The organism is Streptomyces sp. NPDC001796, assembly GCF_042892355.1.
Classification (GTDB): domain Bacteria; phylum Actinomycetota; class Actinomycetes; order Streptomycetales; family Streptomycetaceae; genus Streptomyces.
The window spans coordinates 14,823-39,651 of sequence record NZ_JBIAUC010000010.1; the positions used below are offsets into that span (position 1 = coordinate 14,823).

Below are 24,829 nucleotides of genomic sequence, written 5' to 3' on the forward strand. Positions count from 1 at the left end.
AAGGTTGCCGATCTCCCGTCGGGACGGCCTCCGACAAAGAAGGTACGAACATGGGCACCAAGCACGTCAAGAACAACACATCGCCACATGGCGTCCAAGTCCCGATGGACCTGTCCGGCCCTGGCTCGAACGGCAGGCCCGACCCGTTCGACGGCGTGGCAGCCGCCGTGCTCGATCATCGGGGCACGGTGCTGCGGTGGACCGGGACGGCGAAGCACCTGACGGGGTTCCCGGCCGAAGAGGTGTGCGGCCGCCCTGTACAGGAGCTGCTGGCCGAACTCCCCGACGAACTGGGCACCGCCACGGAAATGCCGGCATCCGGCCACGCACGGCTGCGGCACCGGTCCGGCGACACCATCGACGTCACCTTCCGGATCTCTGCGATGGAAGGCCCCGCGGAGTTCCTTGTCCTGGCGGCGCACGCAGACCACGTCGTCCACCACGAGCAGGGCGCAGCACTCCTGCGCGCACTGTCCGCACAGAACCGGGTCACCATCGCCCTGCACGACACGGATCTGACCACGGTGCAGACGAACGCCACGCCGGACACTCCCGACGGCCGTCGAGTACAGCCCGGCACTCGACTGTGCGACGTGCTCTGCGCCGAGGACGCCGAGAACCTCGAGGCGGTACTGCGCCAGGTGCTGGAGACGGGCGACTCCGTGATCCGCAGGAGCCAGCACGTGAGCTGGCGGCACGATCCGGAGCGGCGGCGGGCCCTGTCGCTGTCCGCCTTCCGTCTGGAGGACGCGCGAGGACGCCCCACGGGGGTCGCGGCCCTGTACGTCGACAGCCCCCATGCGCGGGCTCGCCGTCACCTGGACCTCACCCGTGAAGTGGCCGAGCGTGTGGGAAGTTCCCTGGATGTCGTGCGCACCGCACGAGCGCTCGCCGACGTACTCGTGCCTGCTTTCGGGGATCTCGTCACCGTCGACCTCGCACAGTGCGTGTTCGACGGGGAGGAGCCCCCGAGGCATTCGGGCGGTGGTGATCTTGGTCTGCGCACCGCGGCCCTGGTGCCGGCCTCCACGGTGTGGCCGACCCGTACCGGGTGCGGCGACCTCTTCCCGCCCTTTCCCGACCACCCGCGCCTGCTCGACTTCCAGCAGGGCGAGACCCTCGTCCTCGGCGCCGGCGACTACAGCGCTGCGCTGGGCGATCCGCGGCTGGTCGAATTCGTCGTCCCACAGGGAGGCCATTCGGTGCTGGTGGCACCGTTGCACGCCCGTGGTCTCACGCTCGGCGGCATATCGATCTGGCGCTGCGGCCGGTCCGAACCGTTCACCGAGGACGAGGCCGATCTCATGACGCAGATCGCCTCGGGGGCTGCGCTCGCCGTCGACAACGCCCGCCGTTACACGCGCGAGCACCGGGCGGCCGTCGCGCTGCAGCAGCGCCTCCTTCCTCCGGCCACGACCGACACCCCGGCCGCCGAGACCGCCGGTATCTATGTGCCCGCAGGCGGCGGAGCGGAAATACGTGGCGACTGGTACGACGCCGTCGCCCTGCCTTCTCTCCGCCTGGCCCTGGTCGCGGGGGACGTGATCGGCCACGGCATGCCCGCGACCGCCACCATGGGCCGTCTGCGCACCGCCGTACAGACCCTCGCCGACCTCGAGCTCGAACCGGACGAGCTGCTCACCCGGATCGCGGACCTCGTCCAGCGCCTTGTGGCCGAAACCCCACCCGACCACCACGATGTCGTCGGCGCCACGTGCCTGTACGCGGTCTACGACCCGGTCACCCGACGCTGCACCATGGCCAGTGCCGGGCACCCGCCGCCGGTCCTGGTCCGGCTCGACGGAACCGCCGAGGCCGTCGAAGTCTGCCCGGGGCCGCCGCTCGCCGTAGGTGGAATGCCGTACGAGACCACCACGATCGACATCGAGCCGGGCAGCGTCCTCGCGCTCTGCACCGACGGCCTGATCCAACGGAGCGACCACGACATCGACCAAGGTCTCCAGTGCCTGGCGGATGCCCTGGCCGCCTCCTGCCGCCCGGACCGCGCTCTGGACGAAACCGGCCACGCTCTCCTCGGCAGGCTGCGGAACCAGACGCGGCGCGACGACGCGACCCTGCTGCTGGCCCGCACCCGCGCCATCCCGGCGGAGGACACCGCTCACTGGGAAATCCCGGCGGATCCGGCCGCCGTCTCCGAGGCCAGGGAATGGACGACCCGCCAACTCACCCTGTGGGGCCTGGAAGACCTCCTCTTCACCACCGAACTGATCGTGAGCGAACTGGTGACCAACGCCATCCGCTACGGTCGTCCGCCGGCGGACCTGCGCCTGATCCGCCACAACGTCCTGATCTGCGAGGTCACCGACTCCAGCAGCACCCAGCCCCGCCTGCGCCGTGCCCACACCACCGACGAGGGAGGACGCGGTCTGTTCCTCGTCGCCCGACTCGGCGGGCGATGGGGCTGCCGCCATGGCCAGAACCGCAAGACGATCTGGTGCGAACAGCCCGTCGAGTGAACCCGCTGACCAGTGGCTCGGCGCGCCGCCGAGTGGTCACAGGCCCAGGTCGCTCAGCCCCGGGTGGTCGTCGGGTCTGCGTCCCGGTGGCCAGTGGAACAGGCGGTCCTGGTCCTGGATGGGGAGGTCGTTGATGGAGGCGTGTCGCCGGCGCATCAGACCGTTGTCGTCGAACTCCCAGTTCTCGTTGCCGTAGGAGCGGAACCAGGTGCCCGAGTCGTCATGGCACTCGTAGGCGAACCGGACCGCGATGCGGTTGCCGTCGACGGCCCAGAGCTCCTTGATGAGCCGGTAGTCCAGCTCGCGGCGCCACTTGCGGGTGAGGAAGGCGACGATCTCGTCGCGGCCGGTGACGAACTCCGCCCGATTGCGCCAGCGGGAGTCCACCGTGTAGGCGAGTGCGACTCTCTCCGGGTCGCGGGTGTTCCAGGCGTCTTCCGCGAGCCGCACCTTCTCCGTGGCGGTGTCGTGGGTGAACGGCGGGAACGGTGGGCGGGGTGGGTGCGTCATATCGCCTCCGCGAAGGTGAGACCTGTGGTTCCCCATTCGGGCGACCACGGTACGAGACCACTGGTCCCCCCGCAGCCGCGACAGTCCGGGCGCGCGTGCAACGCCCGCTCCAGCCTTTCGCTATGACACGAGCGGAATGGTCACCTCGTCCTCGACGGGCGGGTCGAGTTCCTCCCGCCGGTTCCCGGTCGCCGCGAAGCAGCGCAGCCTGATCGCCTCGGGGGTGACGTCCAGGCGCAGGAAGCTCTTGAAGAACGGCGGGCTGTAGGTGGCCGAACTCGGCGAGAAGAGCCGGGTGTAGATCTTGCGGACGGGCAGCCGGAAACGGGAGGTCCGGTCGGGACGGCCTCCGGCGCCCAGCAGACTGGCGACGAGGCGGGTGCGCCGGGTGACCCGGGCGGGTGTGGCCGGGGCACGGGTCGGGGGGATGCCCAGGCGCTCGGCGACGACGGCGGTCGCCTCGGCCTCGGTGAGGGTGAAGAAGCGGCGCAGCCGCAGCCGGCGTCCGTAGAGTCGGCTGTAGAACGCGAGGGAGTCGCCGCGCAGCGGGTAGCAGCGGAAGTCCTTCTCGGTGACGTTCGCGATGGACACGCGCGGGATGGTGTGGGTGGCGTGCATGAACGCGCCGCCACCGCCGGAGACCACGTACTGGATGGTGCGGCCGTCCACGTCCACCGGGTAGCGCTGGTAGTTATGGATGTCTCCGCCGATCGCGGCGACGTAGTGGTGGTCCGGGTCGCGGACGATGTCGTCGACCGTGCCGCCGCCGTCGATGGGGCAGGGGTGGTGCTCGCCGTCCACGTACAGCGGTGAGCCGGTGACGAGGATCTTGGGGCGGGGGCCTCGGGAGACCTCCCGCAGCCAGCGGCCCTGTTCGGCGTCGATGGTGCCGAGCAGGCCGGTGTCGATGCCGACGATACGGACGGGTCCGGCGTCGATGGCCCAGTACGGGCCGGGCTGCACGGCGTGCTGTTCGGGCGCGGAGCGCAACGCGCGTGCCTCCGCGAGGCGTTGTCCGTCCTGTGCGCTCGGGCGGTGCCACAGCAGGGAACGCAGCCGGGCGCGGAGCGGCGGGCGGGAGGCCGGGGCCGGGGCGAGCGGTGGGGCGTCGCAGAAGACGCTCATGAACCCGTACAGGTCCTCGTACCAGTCGTGGTTGCCGGGTATGGCGTAGATGGGTGCCCGGTAGTCCTGGTAGGGGCGGAAGAACTTGGTCCCGTAGTCGGCGGTCGCGCCGACCGGGTAGATCACGTCGCTGGCTATGACGGCGAAACTGGTGTCCTGACTCACCTTCAGGAAGCCCGGCACCACCGCGTACTGGGGGTCGTCCCCCTCACCGGTGTCGCCGAGGACCATGAAGGAGAAGCGTTCCTGGTCGGCCCGCCGGATCACCCTGTCCGCGGGAGCGCCCGCCGCTTCGCACTGTTCTGCCCACCGGCTCCGGGTACGACCGGTGGGGTCGCCGAACCAGGAGGCCAGCACGCCGTTGCGTGCCGCCCAGAGAGTCCTCGGGTTCAGCCAGGAGAGCTTCTCGACATGACCCGGCATCAAGTCCCGGTAACTGCCACGTTCTACGGCGCCCCAGCCGGCGCCTTCGGCGGTCTCACGTGAGGATTCGGACACCGGTGCACCGTAGCAATGATCGACGGCGCACCGGAGCGGCGAGGGTGCCTCACAGGTGCGCGTGCGGGTCCGGTTGCGCACGCTCCGGGAGTCCGACGGCCCGCTGGGCGGCCAGGGTGAGGGCGCGGCGGTCCGGCGCTCCGCCCGGCGCCAGCACCGGCATGACCCGGACCTCGGCGACGAGTCCGCGTGCGGTGAGGACCCGCCACACGGACGTCAGCAGGGAGTCGCTGCCCACGAACGCGGGCGCGGTGCTCGCCGGGCCCCCGTCGTACCGGTACTGGAGCCGTACCGGCTGGACGGGCGCGCCCGCGTCCAGTGCCGCCTGGAAGGCGGCGCGCCGGAAGCGGCCCTGGGCCCTGCCGCACCAGGTGCTCCCCTCGGGGAACACCACGACCGCCGAACCACCGCGCAGGCCGTCCGCGATCCGGGCGACCGTGTCGGGCAGCGCCCGCAGCCGGTTGCGGTCGATGAAGAGGGCACCGCTGAGCGCGGTCAGCGGGCCCGCCACCGGCCACTGCCGGATGTCGGACTTGGCGAGCATCCGGCCGGGCCGCACGGCGGCGAGCAGCGGGATGTCCAGCCAGGAGATGTGGTTGGCGACCATCAGCAGGCCGCCGTCCGGCGGGGCGGACCCGGTGATCCGCACCCGGACGCCCGTGGCGCGCACGACCGACCGGCACCAGGCCCGGACGGCCCGTTCGCGCGGTGCGACGGGCATCCGGCGGACCACCGGGAAGAGCGCGAGCCCGGTGACCATCAGCGCCAGTACGGCCGCGAACCGCAGCACGGCGCGCGGTACGGCGGCCGCCGACGCCACGGCGTCCACGCAGGACTGCGGCGAACAGGGCGCGCTGGGCATCCACGGGCTCGCCGGGGTGGGCGCCGGCACGTGCACCTCGACGCGTCGCGGCCTGGGCACGGCCAACGGGGCCTGCAGCGCCGTCGTGCTGGCGAACGAGGTGCCGCGGCGCGGTCGCAGGGCAGAGCCGGGACGGGACACGTTCGTCACTCCGGTCCGGGGGGTGTTCATCACGCCGGGACGAGCGAGAGGAAGTGCCGCAGATAGCGCGCGTTGATCCGGCGCATCGACAGCAGCACGTACAGGTCGGCAACCCCGAAGTCCGGGTCGTGCGCGGGCTCCCCGCAGACCCAGGCGCCCAGGCGGAGGTAACCCCGCAGCAACGGGGGCAGCTCGGCGTGCCCTTCGGGGGCCGGCGTCTCGGGGCGCCAGGGCAGCAGCGGCCGTACCCGGTACTCCTCGGGCGCCAGGTACTTGGCCCTTACCCGCTCCCAGGTGGCCGCGGCGAGGGCACCGCCGTCGGCGAGCGGCAGGGAGCAGCAGCCGGCCAGCCACTCGTGGCCGCCGTCCACCATGTAGCGGGCTATGCCGGCCCAGATCAGCCCGATGACCGTCCCGTCGCGGTGCTCGGGGTGGACGCAGGAGCGGCCCACCTCGACGAGTCCCGAGCGGATCGGCGCGAGCGGGCCGAGGTCGAACTCGCCCTCCGAGTACAGCCGCCCCGCGATCGCGGCCCGCTCGGGGGGCAGCAGCCGGTAGGTGCCCACGACCTGGCCGGTCACCGTGTCCGTCACGAGCAGGTGGTCGCAGTACGCGTCGAAGGGGTCGATGTCCAGGCCGGGCTGCGGGGTGGACAGGAGGGCGCCCATCTCTCCGGCGAAGACGTCGTGGCGCAGCCGCTGCGCGGCCCGGACGTCGGCCTCGTCACGGGCGAGGGAGACGGTGTAGCGGGTGGGCGCCAGCGGCGGCGGGGGGCTGGCGAGGGTGGAAACGCCGGTCATGGCTCTCTCCTGGTCACGGGCCGGTTCGGCGGTGCGGCCGCAGACGTGAGCGGTTCGGTCTGCGCGCTCCTGTTCTTCCGATGCCGGTTGGCCTGCGCGTGACCCACGAAGGGAGAGCGGGTGTGAGGTTGTTGAATGCCAGGGGTGCCCGGACGGTGCCTGGCGGGACCGGGTCTTGAGCACCACACCCGGTCCCGCCCGTCCGCACCCTGCCGGCGAACGTCTCGTGTGAGGGCGGCCCTACCGCTTGGCCACCTTGCGGGTGGCCCGCAGCCACTCCTTGTTCATGTTCGTGATGGAGACCAGCGGGATGCCCTTCGGGCACGCGGTGGCGCACTCGCCGGTGAGGGTGCAGCCGCCGAAGCCCTCCTCGTCCATCTGGGCCACCATGTCCAGTACGCGGGTCTCCCGCTCGGGCGCGCCCTGCGGCAGGACGTTGAGGTGGTTGATCTTGGCCGAGGTGAACAGCATCGCCGCGCCGTTGGGGCAGGCGGCGACGCAGGCGCCGCAGCCGATGCACTCGGCGTGCTCGAAGGCGTAGTCGGCATCCGCCTTGGGCACGGGCGTGGCGTGGGCCTCGGGCGCGGAGCCGGTCGGGGCGGTGACGTAGCCGCCGGCCTGGATGATCCGGTCGAAGGCCGAGCGGTCCACGACCAGGTCCTTGACCACGGGGAAGGCGGCGGCCCGCCAGGGCTCGACGTCGATGGTGTCGCCGTCCTTGAAGGACCGCATGTGCAGCTGGCAGGTGGTGGTGCGCTCGGGGCCGTGCGCGTCACCGTTGATCACCAGGCTGCACGCGCCGCAGATGCCCTCGCGGCAGTCGTGGTCGAAGGCGACGGGGTCCTCGCCGGAGAGGATGAGCTGTTCGTTGAGGACGTCCAGCATCTCCAGGAAGGACATGTCGGGCGAGACGCCGTCCACCTCGTAGGTGGACATGGCGCCGTCGGCGTCGGCGTTCTTCTGCCGCCAGACGCGCAGGGTGAGCTTCATGCGTAGCTCCGCTGGGTGGGGTGGACGTACTCGAAGACCAGGTCTTCCTTGTGGAGGGTCGGGGCCTGGCCCGTACCCGTGAACTCCCAGGCGGCCCCGTAGGAGAACTCGTCGTCCTTGCGGGCGGCCTCGCCGTCCGGGGTCTGCGACTCCTCGCGGAAGTGGCCGCCGCAGGACTCGGTGCGGTGCAGCGCGTCGAGGCACATCAGCTCGGCGAGCTCCAGGTAGTCGACGATGCGGTTGGCCTTCTCCAGCGACTGGTTCAGTTCCTCGCCGGTGCCGGGCACCTTGATCCGCCGCCAGAACTCCTCACGGATCTGCGGGATCCGCTCCAGGGCCTTGCGCAGTCCGGCGTCGCTGCGCGCCATGCCGCAGAACTCCCACATCAGCTCGCCGAGCTCGCGGTGGAAGGAGTCCGGGGTACGGTCGCCGTCGACGGAGAGCAGCAGGTTCAGCCGGTCCTCGGTCTCGGCCAGCACCTCCTGCACGGCGGGGTGGTCGGCGGTGACGGCGTCTTCATCGGGCCGGTGCGGGTTGCGGGCCAGGTAGTCGTTGATGGTCGCCGGGAGGACGAAGTAGCCGTCGGCCAGGCCCTGCATCAGCGCGGACGCGCCGAGGCGGTTGGCGCCGTGGTCGGAGAAGTTGGCCTCGCCGATCGCGAACAGGCCCGGGACGGTGGTCTGCAGGTCGTAGTCGACCCACAGGCCGCCCATGGTGTAGTGCACGGCCGGGTAGATCCGCATCGGCACCTCGTACGGATCCTCGTCGGTGATCCGCTGGTACATGTCGAAGAGGTTGCCGTACTTGGCCTCGACGGCCCCCCGGCCCATGCGCCGAATCGCGTCCGCGAAGTCGAGGTAGACGCCCTGGCCGCCGGGGCCCACTCCCCTGCCCTCGTCGCAGACGTTCTTCGCGGCGCGGGAGGCGATGTCCCGCGGGACCAGGTTGCCGAAGGACGGGTAGATGCGCTCCAGGTAGTAGTCGCGCTCGTCCTCGGGGATCTCGTTCGGCGGGCGGTTGTCGCCCTTGGCCTTGGGCACCCAGATCCGCCCGTCGTTGCGCAGCGACTCGCTCATGAGGGTGAGCTTGGACTGGTGTTCGCCGGTGCGCGGGATGCACGTCGGGTGGATCTGGGTGAAGCAGGGGTTGGCGAAGTAGGCGCCGCGCCGGTGCGCCCGCCAGATGGCGGTCGCGTTGGAGTTCATGGCGTTCGTCGACAGGTAGAAGACGTTGCCGTAGCCGCCGCTCGCCAGTACGACGGCGTCCGCGAAGTACGTGTCGATCCTGCCGGTGATCAGGTCGCGGGCGACGATGCCGCGGGCCCGGCCGTCGATGACGATCAGGTCGAGCATCTCGGTGCGCGGGTGCATCTCGACGTTCCCGGCGGCGATCTGCCGCGACAGCGCCTGATAGGCGCCGAGGAGAAGCTGCTGGCCCGTCTGGCCGCGGGCGTAGAAGGTGCGGGAGACCTGGACGCCGCCGAAGGAGCGGGTGTCGAGCAGGCCGCCGTACTCGCGGGCGAAGGGCACGCCCTGCGCCACGCACTGGTCGATGATCTCCACCGAGATCTGCGCCAGGCGGTGGACGTTGGACTCGCGGGCGCGGAAGTCGCCGCCCTTGACGGTGTCGTAGAAGAGCCGGTGGATCGAGTCGCCGTCGTTGCGGTAGTTCTTCGCCGCGTTGATGCCGCCCTGCGCGGCGATCGAGTGGGCGCGGCGCGGGGAGTCCTGGTAGCAGAACTGGACGACGTGGTAGCCCTGTTCGGCGAGGGTGGCGCCCGCGGAGCCGCCGGCGAGGCCGGTGCCGACGACGATGACCGTGTGCTTGCGGCGGTTGGCGGGGTTGACCAGCTTGGCTTCGAAGCGGCGCCTGTCCCAGCGCTCGTGGATGGGGCCGGAGGGGGCCTTGCCGTCGACGAGCGGGTCGCCGGATGTGTAGTTCACGTAGTCGGTCATGTCAGCTCACCACTCCGGTCATGACGCCCACGGGAATGGAGATGAATCCGGCCGTGAGCAGCAGCGCGAGGACGTTGGCGACGGTCTTCAGGGCGCGGTCGCGGGTGCGGCTGCCGACGCCGAGGGTCTGGGCGGCGCTCCAGAAGCCGTGCCGGATGTGCAGGCCGAGCGCCAGCATCGCGACGATGTAGATGACGTTGCCGTACCAGGTGGAGAAGGTGTCGACGATGTTCTCGTACGGGTGGACGTCCTGGAAGCCGCCGGGGTGCACGGTGCCGGTGGTCAGGTCGAGGATGTGCCAGACGATGAACAGCCCGAGGATGACCCCGCCCCAGCGCATGGTGCGCGTGGCGTAGGTCGCCCGCGGCTTCTTGTGCACGTACTTGCTGGGACGGGCCTTGATGTCGCGCCGGCTGAGCTGGTACGCGGAGACGGCGTGGGCCACGACGGCGGCCACCAGCACGGCACGCACCAGCCATATCGTCCACATGTGGGGCATGAACGGCTGACCGACGTCGCGGAGCCAGACGGCGTAGTCGTCGATCGCCTGGGGCCCGAAGAACACCTTCAGGTTCCCGTACAGATGGACGACCAGATACAGCAGCATGATCACGCCACTGACCGCCATCACCGTCTTCTTGCCGACGGTCGAGTCCCACACGGTGCGCGCCATGGACGGCCGTCGGTCCGTCCGCGTTGCCAGAGCCATGCCCATGACGCTAGGTCCGAAGCTCCTCATCGGTCCAAGACATGGTCCGGCTCGTTTCGATAGGCCGCAACTATGATGGAAGGGTGCAGTTCCAACAGCTCCAGTACTTCGTGGCCGTCGCCGAGACCCGGCACTTCACCCGGGCCGCGGAGCTGGTCCATGTCGCCCAGCCCTCGCTGTCGCAGCAGATCAGGGCGCTCGAGCGGGAGCTGGGGGCGGATCTGTTCCTGCGGGCGCGGGGCAACATCACGCTCACCGATGCCGGGGAGGCGCTGCTGCCGCTGGCCCGCCGGATCCTGGCCGACGCGGACACGGCCCGGCACGAGGTGCAGGAGCTGGTGCAGCTGCGCAGCGGCCGGGTCCGCCTGGGCGCCACCCCGAGCCTGTGCACCGGCCTGCTGCCGGATGTGCTGCGCGCCTTCCACGACCGCTACCCCGGCATCCGGCTGCTGATCGAGGAAGGCGGCTCCCACGACCTCGTACGGGAGCTCGCGCGCGGCGCCCTCGACCTCGCGCTGATCGTGCTGCCGCTGCCCACCCCCTCCCCCGCCCTGACCACGGTGGAGCTGCTGCGCGAGGACCTGGTGGTGGTGTCCTCCCCGGACGCGCCACGTCCCGGCGGCGGTCGGCGCACGGTCCGGATCGCGGACCTGGAGGGCGAGCGCCTGGTGATGTTCCGGCACGGCTACGACCTGAGGGAACTCACCGTGGCGGCGTGCCGCGCCGAGGGCTTCGAGCCGGTCTTCGCGGTGGAGGGCGGCGAGATGGACGCGGTGCTGGGCTTCGTGCGGGCGGGCCTGGGCGTGGCCGTGGTCCCACGGATGGTCGCCACCCGTTCCGGGCGCGGGCTGCGGGTGACCCCGCTGGCCCGGCCCGGACTGCACCGGACGATCGCCCTGGCCCACCGCAGCGATGTGGCTCCGCCCCGGGCCGCGAGGGAGCTGCAGCGCATGCTGCTGGAGCGGTGAGGCGGGACCGGCTCAGCCCAGCACGGCCGGCTTGAGCACCTCCTCGCACCACCGGCGGAAGGAGGTGGGCGCGGTGTCGGGGGTGCTCGGCTCGGCGGCGCCGTAGAAGCCCTGGTCGTCGAGTGCTCGCACCATGTCGGCCAGGCCCTGCGCCCAGGCTTCGGTGGCGCCGTGACGCAGGAGCGTCGCCTTGTGGTCCTCGGCGCTGATCCGCTGGAAGCGGACGGGCCTGCCCAGCACCTCGGACACGATCCGTGCCATGCCTTCGGGGGTCAGTTCGTCCGGGCCGACCAGCGGCACATCCGCCTGGCCGGTCCAGGAGGCGTCGAGCAGCAGCCGCGCCGCGGTGGCGCCCACGTCACGGGTGGTACAGGTGCGCAGCACCCGGTCACCGTCGGCCGCCAGGGAGAACACGCCCCCGCTGCGCATCGACTCGGCCTGGTGCAGCAGGTTCTCCATCAGGAACGGCGGGCACAGCGCCCGGTGGTGGACGCCCGTGGCCCGGATGCGGTCGTCCATGGCCAGCGAGGCCGAGATCTGTCCGGCCTTCTCGGCGACCCCGCGGCCCAGGGTGGAGACGGCGACGACGCGCCCGACGCCCTGGTTCTCGATCGCCTCGACGAGCGGCCGGGTGAAGTCGAGGAAGTGGCCCTCGACGCTGTGGGCGGTGGGTGTCGGGGGCACCAGCCAGAACACCCGGTCGGCGCCCGCGCACGCCTTGGCGGCGACGTCGGGATCGGCGTGCGATCCCCGGACGACCTCGACGCGGTCGCGGACGCTCGGGGCCAGGCGCACGGGATCGCGGACGATCACCCGGATCGGCCCGGGCTTGTCCCCCGCGTCGAGGAGGGCGTCGAGGACCCGGCTGCCGATCTGTCCGGTCGGGGTGGTGACGAGAATCATGGGAATCTCCGGGAAGTCACGGGTTCGGAAGACGTGATCGAGACTGCTCCCCGGCCCACCGGAACTGAAGGACCGGTTCGCTCCCGGTTGTTACCCTCAAGGCAATACCGGGAGGGGGAACCGTGGAGTCCCGTCCGCTGCGCTACTTCGTCGCCGTCGCCGAGGAACTCAACTTCGCCCGCGCGGCCGAACGGCTGGGCATCTCCCCGCCGCCCCTGTCCCGTGCGATCCGGCAACTGGAGGCGGAGCTCGGTGTCACCCTGTTCGAGCGGACCACGCACAGCGTCGCTCTGACCCCGGCCGGCGAGGTGCTCCTCGAGGAGGCGCGGATCGCGCTGGACGCCCTGCAGGCCGCCGCTCGACGGGCGCAACGCGCGGCCGCCCAGGAGAGGAAGCTGGTCCTGGCCGTCAAGGCCGACGGCGATGCCGGACTGCTGGAGCCGATCCTGGAACGCGTCGCGGCCGAACCCGGGGCCGTGCCCGTCACGGTCCGGCTGTGCGGATGGCAGGAACAGCCACGGCTGCTGCGCCTGGGCGAGGCCGACGCCGCACTCGTCCACGAGCCGTTCGACCGCACCGGCCTGGACGTCGAGACGCTGTTCGCCGAGCCGCGCGTCGCCGTCCTCTCCGCGGCGCACCCGCTGGCCTCCAGAGACCGCCTCGGTCTCGCCGACCTCGGCCTGCGCCCCGGCGACCTGGACCGATTCATCGACCGGATACGGCGGGAGGGCCGCGATCTCGCCCAACTGCTCACGCTGATCCCACTGGGCGACCTGGTCACCCTGCTGCCCGCCTCCGTCGCCGCCCGGTACCCGCGCCCGGGTGTCGCCTACCGCCCCGTCGAGGACGCGCCGCCCGCGGTCCTGTCCATCGCCTGGCCGCAGCAGTCCCGTTCGACGGCCACCGCGGCGCTGATCCGGGCCGCCGTCTCCGTGGCCGAGGCCGTACGGGCACGCGCCGGGGACGTACCGGACGTACGACCGTGACGGCTCAGCCCGTCGCGTCCACCAGAGCCAGTTCGTGCAGGCGCTCCGGCGGGCCGGGGCGGGCGTAGTACCAGCCCTGGGCCGTGTCGCAGCCCATCATCCGCAGCTGTTCGGCCTGGGCGCCGGTCTCCACGCCCTCCACCGTGACCGCGAGGTCGAGGCTGTGGGCCAGGGAGACGATCCCCTCGACGATCTTCAGGTCGACCGGGTCCGCCGGGTACTGCTGCATGCTCTGGGTGAAGGAACGGTCCAGCTTGAGGACCCGCACCGGCAGCCGGCGCAGGTTGGCGAGGTTCGAGTAGCCGGTGCCGAAGTCGTCGAGGGCGATGTCCACCCCCATCTCGGCCAGCCGGCGCAGCGGCTTGAGCAGATCGTCGTCCGCGCCGATGAGCGCCGACTCCGTGACCTCCAGGCAGAGCGCGTCCGGCTCGAGGCCGGCCCGCTCCAGGATCTCCACGGTGTCGGATACCAGTCCCGGGTGGGTGAGCTGGCAGGGCGAGAGGTTGACGTTGATGCGGAGCGGGCCGGGCTGGTCCTGCCTCTCCTGCCAGGCGCGGGCCTGCCGTACCGCCTCCTCGAGCACCCAGCGGCCCAGCGGCACGATCAGCCCGGTGCGCTCGGCGAGCGGGATGAAACGGTCGGGGCCGAGCACCCCGTGCTGCGGGTGCAGCCAGCGCACCAGCGCCTCGGCGCCGTGCACCTTGCCGTCGCCGAGGTGCACCAGCGGCTGGTACTCGATGAAGAACTCGCCCCGGTTCAGGGCCGTGGGCAGCGCAGTGGTCAGTCCGTGCCGGGTGATGGTGCGGGCGTCGGCCTCGGGGTCGGCGAGCTCGTAGCGGTTGCCGCCCGCCGACTTCGCCCGGTACATGGTGATGTCCGCGCTGCGCAGCACCTCCGCCGGGCCGCGCTCCCCGACCGGGCCCTCGACGATGCCGATGCTGCCGCGCACGGTCAGCTCCCGCCCGTCGACGCTGATCGGGGTGACCAGCGCGTTCATGATGCGCCCGGCGAGCTCGTCGACACCGCGCTCGGTGTCGGGCCCGGTGGTCAGCGCCACGAACTCGTCACCGCCGAGGCGCGCGACCATCTCTCCGGGACCGGTCGCGCAGGCCTGCAGCCGGTCGGCGACCTCGACGAGCAGCCGGTCCCCGGCCGCGTGCCCGAGGCTGTCGTTGATGGTCTTGAAGCCGTCCAGGTCGAGGTAGCACAGGCCGAACCGCCGGCCCTCCCCCGCCGCCAGGGCCTTCTCCAGCCGCTCGAAGAACAGGGTCCGGTTGGGCAGGCCGGTGAGCGCGTCGTGCGTGGCCTCGTACCGCAGGCGGAGGTTCAGCAGCCGCCGCTCGGTGGTGTCCTCCATGAGGGCCAGCTGGTACTGCGGGTTGCCGTCGGCGTCCCGCAGCAGGGACACCGTGAGGTTGGTCCACAGGACCGTTCCGTCAGGCCGGTAGAAGGCCTTCTCCACGTGGTAGTGGTCCCGCTCGCCGCGCACCAGTTCGTCGTACAGGCGCCAGACCTGCGGTGCGTCGTCGGGATGGGTCCACTCGGCGACGTTGCGGCCGCGCACCAGTTGCTCGGAGCCGCCGAACATGCGCAGCAGGGCGCCGTTGACCTGGAGGACGTTGCCGTCGAGGTCGGCGATGCCGATGCCTATGGCGGCGCCCTCGAAGACCGCGCGGAAGCGGGCCTCGGTGGCGTGCAGGGCCTCGGCCACCTCGCCCTGGGCCGTGAGGGCTGCCTGCGCGATGGCCTCCTGTTCGGCCAGCGTGCGCTCCTTGAGCGCCGCCGCGAACCCGGCGGCCATGGCGTGCTGCAACCGTGAGCAGCGGGTGCGCCGGGCCTCCTGCGCCTCCGCGGCGGCGTCCGGGTCGCCGCAGTAGAGCACGAGGTAGGCGTCGACGCAGTCGAGGGTGCGGCTGAGGGCCTCCGGGTCGGTGCAGTGCGCGTCGATGAGCGCCGCGCCGATCCCCTTGGCCGCCGCGGCGTCGAACACCCTGGCCCGCAGCGCCTCGCTCAACTGCCGGGCCAGCGGCAGCAGTCGCTCCTCGAACTCCGGCCGGGTCAGCGACGTCGAGGTCACCGGGTAGACGGCCCGGCTCCAGATCGTCGCGAACCTGCGCAGTCTGTCCTCCGGTCCACCCGGTCCACCCGGTCCCGCGGTCACGCGGAGCGCCCCACGCCGGCGAACCCCGCGAACGAATAGGGGTCCTCGTCCTCGGGTGCCGTGTCGGGCCGCCACTTCGGCATCGGCACCAGCCCGGGTTCCACCATGTCGTACCCCTCGAAGAACCGCGCGATCTCGTCGCGCGAGCGCATGATCAGCGGATTGCGGATGGTGTTGTACACGTCGACCGCCCCGTCGGCCCGCTCCTTCGGCAGCGGGATCCCCTCGTACGAGGCGTGCGTGAGAACGAGCAGGCTGCCCGGCGCGAGCGCGTCGCGCAGCTCTGCCACCGCACCGTAGGGGTCGTCCGTGTCCTCCACGAAGTGCAGTATGGCAACGAGAAGGAGCGCGACTGGCCGGTTCCGGTCTATCAGTCGCTCCACCTGAGGGCTCGCCAGGATGTCGTGGGGCTTGCGGATGTCGGCCGCGACGACGTCCGCGTGCTCGTTGCCCTGGAGGACGGCGCGGCTGTGCGCGACCGCCACCGGGTCGTGGTCGACGTACACCACGCGCGCGCCCGGGTGCGCCTGCTGCGCCACCTCGTGGACGTTGCCGAAGGTCGGGATACCGGAGCCGATGTCGACGAACTGGGTGATGCCCTCCGCGACGGCGAAGCGCACGGCGCGGCGCATGAACGCCCGGTTCGCCTGCATGATCTTGGGAAGCCCCGGCATGTACTCCATGGCCCTGCGCGCCGCTTCGCGGTCGACCTCGAAGTTGTGGGAGCCGCCCAGGTAGAAGTCGTACATGCGGGCGACACTCGGCACGGAGATGTCGATGCTCCGAGGGGCCCAGGCGGGGCGCTCCATGCAGCTCTCCAAGGCGTTGACGACGGTGTAGGCGATCCGGTGTTCGAGCTGAGGCTACTGATCGTCCGCCAACGGAGCGAGCAGAAACGGAAATTGACCGTCCGTTCCCGGTCACGACGTGGTGTTTCCGTGGAGGCCTGAGCCCCGCGCCGCCCGCGCCGCCCGCACCGAAGGGCCCACCCCCTCCGTGCGGTGCGGAGGGGGTGGACCCGGTCGTGCGCGCCTGTGTCCCGTTCGTCCGGCTTGTGTGTCCACTCCCTTCCGCGTTTCCGTCGCTGACTGGGTGAGGCGGTCGATCGACCCTGGGGAGGTGTGATCTCTACTTCGGCGCGCCGACCGGCTTTCCGTCGGGCGAGACGGCGTACCAGGTGCCGCCCACACCCTGACCGTTGGTGTCTCCGGGGGCCTTGTCGCCGGAGAAGGTGTAGATCGGCCAGCAGTTGACGGTCATCTGCTTGGCGCCGTCGGGGCGGGTGAAGCCCATGAGGCCCTTCTTCTTGACGCCCTTGGTGTCGTCGGCCGAGACGGGGGCGACGACGGGCCACTTCTCCAGGCAGGCACCGGTGCAGTTCGACACCGGCTCGGGCCAGGCCTTGTCCTTCAGGAAGCGGTAGACCGTCATGCCGTTCTTGTCGACGACGATCGGGCCGAGCTTGGGGTCGTTGCGGACCGACAGGCCGGGCAGGGCGGCACCGGCCTTCTTGCCGGTGGGCGCGGTCGCGAACCAGGTGCCCTTGACGCCCTGGCCGTTGACGTCACCGGCCTTGGTGTCCTTGGCGTACCGGTACATCGGCCAGCCGGCGATGGTGAGCTGCTTGGTGCCGTCGGAGCGGGTGACCTCGCCCAGCAGGGAGGTGTCGATGCCGGAGGCGACGGTGGCCCCTTCGGCGGGGACCGGCGGCCACGTCTTCGCGCAGTCGCCGTCACAGGAGGACTTCGGCGGCTCGGCCGTGTCCTGGTCGAAGCGGTAGAGGGTGAAGCCCGCGCCGTCCGTGACGATCTTGCCGAGCTTCGCGTTGTCGACGACGGCCAGCTGACCCGCGGACTGCCCGCCCGCGGAGGCGGAGGCGCTCGGCGCGGCGGTGGAGTCGGCGCCATAGCCGTTTCCGGGGAGGGAGGGGCTGGAACCCAGGCCGCCCGGGAGAGCGGTGGCCCCCACGTTCTGGCTGCCCGCCGACTGGGTGCCGCTCTGCGAACCGCACGCCGTCGTGAGCGCCAGCACGGCGGCAGCGGTCGCCACGAGGGAGGCGCTCCGCCAGGATGTCTTCATTCTCAACTCCCGCTGTCAGCTTCGGTGTTGCAGCGTCCTCTGTGCGCCGCTGTGTGGTCATGGGTACGGGCGGGAGTGCCCGGTGTGTTCAATCGGGCCGGGAATTTCTTTCCGGAACCTGTGACGCGTTTCCGGCCACCGTCCCGCCCCGCCCCCGGCACCCCTCGCACGGATGTGCCCAACTCGGCGCGGATCGGGCGCGGTTGCCGAAACGCCACGAAGACGGATCTCCCCCCTTCGGGGCAATTCGCCGGGGCCCGGGCGTGCGGGGGCGCGGTGAAGCCGATGATCTCGGTCGTGCAACGACCCCAACGGCCCCGAACAGCCCTCGTCACCCGGGGGTTGGCCCTGGTGACGCTGGCGTGGTTCCTCGTCGGCGTTCCCGCCGGGGCGGCGTCGGCCGACGCGTGCGCGTACGCCTCGACCGGCCCGGGCGGCACGGAAGCGGTGGCGGTCGCGGGCGGCGACCTCTGGCCCACGCCGCCGTGCTCCGCACCGAGCCCGAGCCCCACGCCGCCGCCCAGCCCCACACCGACCCCGACTCCGACGCCCGCCCCCAAGCCGCCGCCCGAGCCACCGCCGCCCCCGCGGCCGCACCCCACACCGAAGCCCGTCCCGCCGCCCCCGCCACCGCGAGCCCTGCCCGCGGTCCCGCGCCCGGTCCCGAGACCCGCCCCGGTCCCCGTCCGCATCCCCTCCCCCACACCGACGCCGTCCCCGACGCCCCCGCCCGGGCCGAGCCCGCACCCCGCACCGACCGCGGTGCACTATCCGGCCCACCACCCCGTGTCCCACCCACGGCCGCCCCATGACGGACCGTCGCCGCTCACGTTCACCCTGCTCATCGTCGCGCCCGCGGTGTTCGCCATCGCCGCGCTGCGTCCGCGCTGATCTCTGGAGGCACCTGTTGTCGGAATGGCTTGTTCTCACCCTCGCGATGGCGGCCGCGTGCGCCGTCGTGGTCGTGGTGACCCTGCTGCGGGCCCGTACGGCCGCCGTGGACGAGGACCCGTCCGAGACCCCGGACGTGATCGAGTACATGACGATGTGGATCGGCGTGGTGTACGCCATCGTGCTGGGCCTGGCCATCGCCGGGGTGTGGGAGGCGCGCAGCGCCGCCCAGGACCATGTGCAGGCCGAGGCGCAGGCGCTGCACGAGATCTCGCAGCGCGTCCGGGTCTATCCGGCCGACGTCCGCGACCGCGTCCGCGCCGACGTCAACGCCTATGTCGGTCATGTCGTCACCACCGAGTGGAAGGTCATGGCCGATCACGGCGAGGTGACCGCCCGCGGCCAGGAGCTGTTCCAGCGGATCCGTCAGGACGTCACCGACTACCACCCGAAGACGGACTACGAGGCGCAGGCGTACCAGCCGCTCGTGGACCAGGTGACGGCGGCCGACGCTGCGCGCAACGCGCGTGCCGGCGCCACCGGCTCGACGATGCCGCCGGTGGTGTGGTTCGGGCTGATCGCGGGGGCGGTGGTCACCATCGGGATGGTGTTCGCGCTGCAGATCCGGCGTACGGCCCGCGAACTCGTCCTGGCCGGGCTCTTCTCGGCACTGATCGCCTTCCTGCTCTTCCTGATCTGGGACTTCGACGCGCCCTACAGCCGGGGCGTCTCGGCCTCCTCGGAGCCGTTCCTGGCGCTGTTCCCCCAGCTGCACGGCTGACGGGGTCCGGAGCCCTCAAGGAGGCGGGTGATCCACCCGAGCCCTCAAGGGGGCGGGCGCCCTTCGCGCCCGCCCCCTGCGCCGCCGCGCCTCCCCTGGGCGGCACACACCCGTACCCCATTCGCCCTACTGCGATCGCGCCCAGCCATCCCATTTCTTAGCGTTTCGGGCAACGAGGTGCATTTCCGACGCAAGCGGAACAGGTCCGCGGCACGGCTCCTCGGAGACCTGGAGGCTCACCATGCGCGCGATTCGCCTCGCTTCGGCCGCAGTGCTGGGCGTCAGTGCCCTGGCCCTCACGGCGTGTACGACGGCCGTCGCCCGAGGCGGGGACGCCGGCCACTCGAGTTTCTCCTACAACCTGGAACCGGCCGCGGTCGCACCCGGCGGGCGGATCAACCTGCCGGTGCGGGGCTGCAACGGGGACGCCAAGGTCTTCTCGGGCGCCTTCGACGACGACGTCACCATCCCCAAGGGCCGGAAGTCGGCCACGGTCAGGGTCGACCGGGACGCCCTGCCCGGCACAACGTTCGACGTGCTGTTCCAGTGCGGCCACCAGGCCGGCCACCGGCAGCTCGTCATGACCGCCGGGCGTGACGACCGAGACGAGGAGTCGGGGGACGAGGACTCCCGCCGCGGGAACGGGCGCGGTGAGCGGCCCCAGCACGGCGTGCACGCCGGTGAGGGCGGAAGCATCGGCGGCTTCGACCTGAAGAAGACCGGCCTCGGTGCCGCCCTCGTCCTGGTCTCGGTCGGCGCGGCCTGGCACCTCACGCGCCGCCGCACCCGCGGCAGCACCTCTTCTTGACCGTCACTGCGTGAACGGCGCGGCGAGACGGCGGCGCCGGAGGGGATGGCGAATGTCTGCGTCCGGGCCGGGCGAAGGAGGAGCGGGGCGCCAGCGCAAGGGCGCCCCGTGGGGCGTGATCGCGCTGGTGCTGCTGACGGGTCTCGCCCTGGTGCGGAACGGTTCGGGCGAGTCCCCTGTGGGCCCTCCCCAGCCCGCGAAGGCTGCGGCCCCCGACTCCCGCTCTGGGGCGGGGTCCGGCTCGGGCTTGGGCTCGGGGTCGGGCTCGGGCTCGGGCTCGGGCTCGGGCTCCAGCGTCTCGGAGACGCCCGATCCGCTGCCGTACTCCGCGGTCGAGCGCGTCCGCATCCCGGCGCTCCAGATCGACGCCCCCGCCATACCGGTGGGCCTGGACGCGTCCGGCTGGGTGGCCGCCCCGCCGCCCGAGGATCCGAACCTGGCGGGCTGGTTCACCGGCGCGGTCTCACCCGGCGAGAAGGGCACGGCCGTGATCGTGGGCCATGTCGACAACCGTGAGGGGCCGGCCGTCTTCTACGGGCTCGGTGCGCTGGGAAAGGGCCATCACATCGAGGTCCGGCGCCAGGACGGCAGGACCGCCGTGTTCGAGGTCTACGGCAACGAGGTCGTCGACAAGGCCCATTTCCCCGGTGACCACGTCTACGGGAACAAGGGGGCCCCGGAACTGCGGGTCATCACCTGCGGGGGAGAGTTCGTCGACGGGAACTACGCGGGGAACGTGGTGGTGTTCGCCCGGATGGTCGCCGTGCGCTGAGCGGGGACGGGCGCACGTGCCCCGCAGCGTGCTCAGGTCGACCGCCTCCCGGGCACGGTGAGGTGGCAGCCGGCGTCCAGTAGGAACGCATGATTCATCAGTCGCGCGGATCGGTGTTGCGCGGCCGCGCAACACCGACCACGGCGACGGGAATCACCCCATGGGACCCACCTACCCGCATGTACGGACCTGAGCTCACGTCCGGCCGTGATCCCCGGCCGCAACGGCCCGGAGCTGCGGATTCCGATAGCCTCGCCCATGTGACGGAACAGCACTCGCACCAGTTCGAGCGGGGCACGGACGGTCCCAAGGTCATCCTCGTCGGGGTGGACGGCTCCGACTCGTCGCTGCGGGCCGCGGCCTACGCCGGCGGTCTCGCCCGGCGGCAGCACGCGCTCCTCGCGGTCGTGTACGTGCAGCCGGTGATGGCGGCCGGGGCGGCGCTCGGCGTTCCAGTGGCGGAGACGACCGACCGGATCGCCGGGGAACTGGTCGCCCAGATCCGTGAGGCCGCCGAGCGGGTGAAGGGCATATTCGACGTGCGCTGGGAGTTCCACACCTTCCGCGGCGACCCGTACAACGGCCTGGTCAAGGCCGCCGAGGAGCTGAAGGCGGACGCCGTCGTGGTCGGCGCCTCCGAGCAGGCGGGCCACCGCATCGTCGGCTCGGTGGCGATCCGCCTGGTGAAGGCGGGCCGCTGGCCCGTGACAGTCGTACCGTAGGGGCGTCGCCGTCTTCCCTCCCCGGTGGGGCCGCGCCGTGATGATCCGGCCAGCGCATTGCCGTCCGCGAAGAGGTCCGCGAAGAGGTGAGGCTCATGGCCGGACTCCGTAAGGGCGAGGGAATTCTCCGCCGCAAACCCATCGAGCACATCGACGAGACGGAGGTCGGCGAGGGCACCCGGCTCGAGCGCTCGCTCGGCCTGTGGCAGCTGACCGCGATCGGCGTCGGCGGGATCATCGGCGCCGGCATCTTCACCCTCGCCGGCACGGTCGCGAACGGCACCGCCGGACCCGCGGTCCTGGTGTCGTTCCTGATCGCGGGCCTGGCGAGCGCGGCCGCCGCCCTGTCGTACGCCGAGTTCGCCGGGCTCATCCCGAAGGCGGGATCGGCCTACACGTACGGCTACGCGGTGCTCGGCGAGTACGCCGGCTGGTTCATCGGCTGGGACCTGCTGCTGGAGTACACGGCGATCGTCGCGGTGGTCGCCATCGGCATCTCCGGCTACTTCGGCTTCCTCGTGGGCGAGATGGGTGCGCACCTGCCGGCGTGGATGCTGGGGGCGCCGGGCACGGGCGCCGGGCACCGGGTGGACCTGTTCGCGCTGGTGCTGTGCCTGCTGATCGCTTACCTGCTGAACCTCGGCATCCGCAACGCGGCCCGTTTCGAGACGTTCGTCGTGGCGCTGAAGGTCCTCGTCGTACTGCTGGTGATCGGTGTCGGCGTCTTCCACATCGACAGCGGCAACTACCGTCCGTTCTTCCCCTACGGCGTCGGCGGCGCGTTCACCGGTGCGGCGACCGTGTTCTTCGCGGTCTTCGGCTACGACGCCATGTCGACCGCCGCGGAGGAGTCCAAGGACGCGCAGCGCCACATGCCGAAGGCGATCGTCTACTCGCTGGCGATCTCGATGGTGCTGTACGTGGCGGCCTGCCTGGTCCTGACGGGTATGCAGAAGTACCAGAACATCGACAAGGAGAGCGGCTTCTCCAGCGCGTTCAAGGCGGTCGGCCTCAGCGGGCTCGCGGACGTGATCGCGGTCGGGGCCATCATCGGCATCCTCACCGTCATGTTCACGTTCATGCTGGGCGTCACCCGGGTGTGGTTCTCCATGTCGCGCGACGGACTGCTGCCTTCGTGGTTCGCCAAGACGCATCCCACGCGTCACGTCCCGACCCGTGTGACCTGGATCGTCGGGATCGCCTCGGCCCTCATCGCCGGGTTCCTGCCGATCGCGCAGGTGGCCGAACTGACCAACATCGGGATCCTGTTGGCGTTCGTCGTGGTGTGCACGGCGGTGATCGTGCTCCGCTACCGGCAGCCGGAGCTGCCGCGCACCTTCCGCACGCCGTGGATGCCGTTCCTCCCCGCGGCGGGCGTGGTCTTCTCGCTCTGGCTGATCACATTCCTGCGGTGGGAGACATGGGTGCGGTTCGCCGTGTGGTTCCTGGTCGGCCAGATCGTCTACTTCGGTTACTCCTACCGGCGCTCCGAGCTGGCCAAGGCCCCGCACAACCCCTGAGCCGGCTCCGGGAGGTCCCGCACGCCTCTCCGGTCGACCGCTCACCGCACCGTTCACCGACGAACAGCGACCGCCCACCGCACCGCGCCGTCCCGGCCCTGTCCCGGCGGACGACGGCGCGTTGCCATACGCCCATGACGGCCGGAAGCACCACCCCCACCACCGGGACGACCGCCGAGCACGAGCTGGCCGAGCTGCAGCGCGAGCACGGCCGTCCCCTCTTCGCGCTGCTGCTCAGGCTCTCGGACGGTGACCGTCAGCGCGCCGAGGATCTCCTGCAGGAGACGTTCGTACGCGCCTGGCAACACCCCGAAGCGCTGCGCGCGCCCGATTTCGACTCCGTGCGCCCCTGGCTGCTCACCGTCGGCCGGCGGCTCGCCATCGACGCCAAGCGGGCGCGTCAGGCCCGTCCCGCCGAGGTCGGGGACGCCGTCCCGGAGAACGCCCGCGTGATCGCCGACCACGCCGAACGGGCCGCCGCGACGCTCGACGTGCGGCAGGCTGTGAAGACACTCACTCCCGAGCACAGGGAAGTGCTGGTGCAGGTGTACTTCCGCGGGGCCAGTGTGGCGGAGGCCGCCCGAACCCTGGGGATTCCGCCCGGTACTGTGAAGTCCCGTGCGTACTACGCCCTGCGCGCCCTGCGCCGGGTCCTTCCGGGATACGCGGCGGACCTGCGGTGAAACCGAAGCCATGGTCAAGCCTTCGTAAAGCGCCTTGCTGCGGACCATGGTTGAGCAATGGGCTTGCCTCATCCGTGTTGCGGACTGGGGCCCGAGTCTCGGGCGACGCGCACGCACCGGAGGAAGGCAGGAAGGGATGCTGCACAGAGGCCACGAGAGCACGGACGGCACCGACGGCGGTGAACTGACCGTCCCCATGGCATGGCTGTACGCCGAGTACATCGCGGACGAACTGCTGCGGACCGGCGACCTGATGCCGCCGACGTCCTTCGAGTTCCGCGCCGGGCGCGACGCCCTGGCGCTGACGATCTTCCTGTCCGACACCGGTGGCGAGCTCTCCCGCATCCGGGTCGTCTCGCAGCTGGAGACCTGGCTTTCGCTGACGGCGTACGACCAGCCCTGGCAGGACTGGGTGTGCGAGCGGATGGCGGAGGTGTCCGCGGAAGCGGCCCGGTCGGGCGGCCCGGCACCGGACCTGGAGCTGGCCACGGCGGCCTGGCGCTGGCTGGAGGAGACCGAGCTGCTCGCCCCCGATCTGGACGCCGTGCCCGGCGGCGGCCCGGTGGTCGCCGAGGACGACGGCCCCAAGGTGTGGACGCCGGCCTGGCAGCTGGGGCTCCCTCTGGGACATCTCGCCATCCATCTCTTCTGAAGAAGTTTCCCGGGACGACCAATCCGCCGGCCCGGCGGCTCCGAATGCCTCTCTTGGCCGCGATTCGGTAACGGCCTTGAGTGATTCGGCCGCCTGGTCCGTACCGGTGGGCGACAGCAGCACCACCCCCACCCCGCTCACCGGCCCTGAGGATTTGGTATGAGGTCCCTGGAACGCCACCGCGACGTCGGCGCCTACGCGCTGGGCGTGCTGGACGAGGCGGAAGCCTTCCGCTTCGAGGACCACCTCATGGAGTGCCCGACGTGCACGGCGCACGTGACGGAGTTCCGCCCCGCCGCACGTCAGTTGATGCTCTACCGCAGGGCGACCCCGCGGTCCGTGCACCCCTTCGCGGCGCCGGGGCCCCGGCTGCTGGAGCGGCTGCTCGACGAGGTGGCGACCAAGCACCGCAGCGGGCGCAGGCGGTGGCTGTACGCGGTCGCGGCGGCCGTGGTGTTCGCGGTCGGAGGGCCGACGACGGCGCTCGTCGCCGGGCACGGCTCGTCGTCCACCACCGCGACGGCCATGACCGCGACCGACCCGGACACGGGCGTATGGGCGCAGGTCACCGCGCACGACGAGGTCTGGGGCAGTCAGATCGACGTGACGGTCAAGGACCAGTCGGGGCCGCATCCCTGCCGGCTCGTCGCGGTCGGCAAGGACGGTTCGGAGCAGACGGTGGCGAGCTGGATGGATCCCGCGGAGGACGGGGAGCCGACCACGCTCCAGGGCGGCACGGGGATGCGGTCCGACCAGATCGACCACTTCGATGTGCGCACCAGGGACGGACAGCGCCTGGTCACGCTGAAGGCCCGCTGACCGGCGCTGCCCCCTCC

The 24,829-nt window shown here is 71.5% G+C and carries 23 protein-coding genes; 12 read left to right on the top strand and 11 right to left on the bottom strand.

Annotation, left to right across the window (positions count from 1 at the left end; all coding sequences use genetic code 11):
• The first annotated feature begins 104 nt into the window (after nt 1-104).
• Nucleotides 105-2,477 (top strand): SpoIIE family protein phosphatase, encoded by a 2,373-nt coding sequence (locus tag ACFYZE_RS21175; RefSeq protein ID WP_388996684.1) that lies wholly within the window; start codon nt 105-107, stop codon nt 2,475-2,477.
• Nucleotides 2,478-2,513: 36 nt separating this feature from the next.
• Here ACFYZE_RS21175 and ACFYZE_RS21180 read toward each other — a convergent pair whose 3' ends face one another.
• From ACFYZE_RS21180 to ACFYZE_RS21210, 7 genes are all read right to left on the bottom strand, one after another.
• The gene (locus ACFYZE_RS21180; RefSeq protein WP_388996111.1) at nt 2,514-2,987 is read right to left on the bottom strand and encodes a DUF1348 family protein; all 474 of its coding nucleotides are present in this window, start codon (nt 2,985-2,987) and stop codon (nt 2,514-2,516) included.
• Nucleotides 2,988-3,107: 120 nt separating this feature from the next.
• On the bottom strand, nt 3,108-4,610 hold the full coding sequence (locus ACFYZE_RS21185; RefSeq protein WP_388996113.1) for a metallophosphoesterase family protein: 1,503 nt from the start codon (nt 4,608-4,610) through the stop codon (nt 3,108-3,110).
• A 49-nt stretch (nt 4,611-4,659) separates the two neighbouring features.
• The gene (locus ACFYZE_RS21190) at nt 4,660-5,472 is read right to left on the bottom strand and encodes a lysophospholipid acyltransferase family protein (protein WP_388996116.1); all 813 of its coding nucleotides are present in this window, start codon (nt 5,470-5,472) and stop codon (nt 4,660-4,662) included.
• 170 nt (nt 5,473-5,642) lie between these two features.
• A complete protein-coding gene (locus ACFYZE_RS21195; RefSeq protein WP_388996119.1) occupies nt 5,643-6,413 on the bottom strand; it encodes a GNAT family N-acetyltransferase in 771 nt (256 codons plus the stop codon).
• Nucleotides 6,414-6,653: 240 nt separating this feature from the next.
• On the bottom strand, nt 6,654-7,403 hold the full coding sequence (locus ACFYZE_RS21200) for a succinate dehydrogenase/fumarate reductase iron-sulfur subunit (protein WP_388996122.1): 750 nt from the start codon (nt 7,401-7,403) through the stop codon (nt 6,654-6,656).
• Entirely contained in the window at nt 7,400-9,358 is a 1,959-nt protein-coding gene (locus ACFYZE_RS21205; protein ID WP_388996126.1) for a fumarate reductase/succinate dehydrogenase flavoprotein subunit, read from the bottom strand. Before ACFYZE_RS21205 ends, ACFYZE_RS21200 begins: the two co-directional genes overlap by 4 nt.
• A gap of 1 nt (nt 9,359) precedes the next feature.
• Nucleotides 9,360-10,031 (bottom strand): succinate dehydrogenase, encoded by a 672-nt coding sequence (locus ACFYZE_RS21210; protein WP_388996687.1) that lies wholly within the window; start codon nt 10,029-10,031, stop codon nt 9,360-9,362.
• A 119-nt stretch (nt 10,032-10,150) separates the two neighbouring features.
• On the opposite strand from ACFYZE_RS21210, the gene ACFYZE_RS21215 reads away from it, so the two are divergent.
• On the top strand, nt 10,151-11,035 hold the full coding sequence (locus ACFYZE_RS21215) for a LysR family transcriptional regulator (RefSeq protein WP_388996128.1): 885 nt from the start codon (nt 10,151-10,153) through the stop codon (nt 11,033-11,035).
• 12 nt (nt 11,036-11,047) lie between these two features.
• Here the strand turns inward: ACFYZE_RS21215 and ACFYZE_RS21220 are convergent, their stop codons facing one another.
• Entirely contained in the window at nt 11,048-11,938 is an 891-nt protein-coding gene (locus tag ACFYZE_RS21220) for an NAD(P)H-binding protein (protein ID WP_388996130.1), read from the bottom strand.
• 122 nt (nt 11,939-12,060) lie between these two features.
• Here ACFYZE_RS21220 and ACFYZE_RS21225 point away from each other — a divergent pair, with 122 nt between their 5' ends.
• Nucleotides 12,061-12,924 carry a LysR family transcriptional regulator gene (locus ACFYZE_RS21225; RefSeq protein WP_388996132.1) on the top strand — a complete coding sequence of 288 codons (864 nt, stop codon included), beginning with the start codon at nt 12,061-12,063 and terminating at the stop codon, nt 12,922-12,924.
• 4 nt (nt 12,925-12,928) lie between these two features.
• Here the strand turns inward: ACFYZE_RS21225 and ACFYZE_RS21230 are convergent, their stop codons facing one another.
• The 3 genes from ACFYZE_RS21230 to ACFYZE_RS21240 form a co-directional block, all read right to left on the bottom strand.
• Nucleotides 12,929-15,085, bottom strand: coding sequence for a putative bifunctional diguanylate cyclase/phosphodiesterase (locus tag ACFYZE_RS21230; protein WP_388996135.1), 2,157 nt, complete (start codon nt 15,083-15,085; stop codon nt 12,929-12,931).
• Nucleotides 15,082-15,894, bottom strand: a complete 813-nt coding sequence (locus tag ACFYZE_RS21235; protein WP_388996138.1) for an SAM-dependent methyltransferase — start codon at nt 15,892-15,894, stop codon at nt 15,082-15,084. The genes ACFYZE_RS21230 and ACFYZE_RS21235 overlap by 4 nt, the downstream gene beginning before the upstream one ends.
• A gap of 319 nt (nt 15,895-16,213) precedes the next feature.
• A complete protein-coding gene (locus ACFYZE_RS21240; RefSeq protein WP_388996141.1) occupies nt 16,214-17,164 on the bottom strand; it encodes an SCO0930 family lipoprotein in 951 nt (316 codons plus the stop codon).
• 297 nt (nt 17,165-17,461) lie between these two features.
• Between ACFYZE_RS21240 and ACFYZE_RS21245 the strand changes: the two genes are divergently transcribed.
• The 9 genes from ACFYZE_RS21245 (at nt 17,462) to ACFYZE_RS21285 (ending at nt 24,812) form a co-directional block, all read left to right on the top strand.
• Nucleotides 17,462-18,055 (top strand): hypothetical protein, encoded by a 594-nt coding sequence (locus tag ACFYZE_RS21245; protein ID WP_388996144.1) that lies wholly within the window; start codon nt 17,462-17,464, stop codon nt 18,053-18,055.
• A 16-nt stretch (nt 18,056-18,071) separates the two neighbouring features.
• Nucleotides 18,072-18,836: a DUF4239 domain-containing protein gene (locus tag ACFYZE_RS21250; protein ID WP_388996147.1), complete on the top strand. Its 765-nt coding sequence runs from the start codon at nt 18,072-18,074 to the stop codon at nt 18,834-18,836.
• A 241-nt stretch (nt 18,837-19,077) separates the two neighbouring features.
• Entirely contained in the window at nt 19,078-19,644 is a 567-nt protein-coding gene (locus ACFYZE_RS21255) for a hypothetical protein (protein WP_388996150.1), read from the top strand.
• A gap of 52 nt (nt 19,645-19,696) precedes the next feature.
• Entirely contained in the window at nt 19,697-20,416 is a 720-nt protein-coding gene (locus ACFYZE_RS21260; RefSeq protein ID WP_388996153.1) for a class F sortase, read from the top strand.
• 260 nt (nt 20,417-20,676) lie between these two features.
• Nucleotides 20,677-21,138: a universal stress protein gene (locus ACFYZE_RS21265; RefSeq protein ID WP_388996156.1), complete on the top strand. Its 462-nt coding sequence runs from the start codon at nt 20,677-20,679 to the stop codon at nt 21,136-21,138.
• Between the two features lie 95 nt (nt 21,139-21,233).
• Nucleotides 21,234-22,658 carry an amino acid permease gene (locus tag ACFYZE_RS21270; RefSeq protein ID WP_388996159.1) on the top strand — a complete coding sequence of 475 codons (1,425 nt, stop codon included), beginning with the start codon at nt 21,234-21,236 and terminating at the stop codon, nt 22,656-22,658.
• A gap of 134 nt (nt 22,659-22,792) precedes the next feature.
• Entirely contained in the window at nt 22,793-23,341 is a 549-nt protein-coding gene (locus ACFYZE_RS21275; protein WP_388996162.1) for a sigma-70 family RNA polymerase sigma factor, read from the top strand.
• A gap of 136 nt (nt 23,342-23,477) precedes the next feature.
• Nucleotides 23,478-23,993: a hypothetical protein gene (locus ACFYZE_RS21280; RefSeq protein ID WP_388996165.1), complete on the top strand. Its 516-nt coding sequence runs from the start codon at nt 23,478-23,480 to the stop codon at nt 23,991-23,993.
• A gap of 159 nt (nt 23,994-24,152) precedes the next feature.
• Complete coding sequence (locus tag ACFYZE_RS21285; RefSeq protein WP_388996169.1) at nt 24,153-24,812, top strand: zf-HC2 domain-containing protein; 660 nt, start codon at nt 24,153-24,155, stop codon at nt 24,810-24,812.
• Nucleotides 24,813-24,829 lie beyond the last annotated feature (17 nt).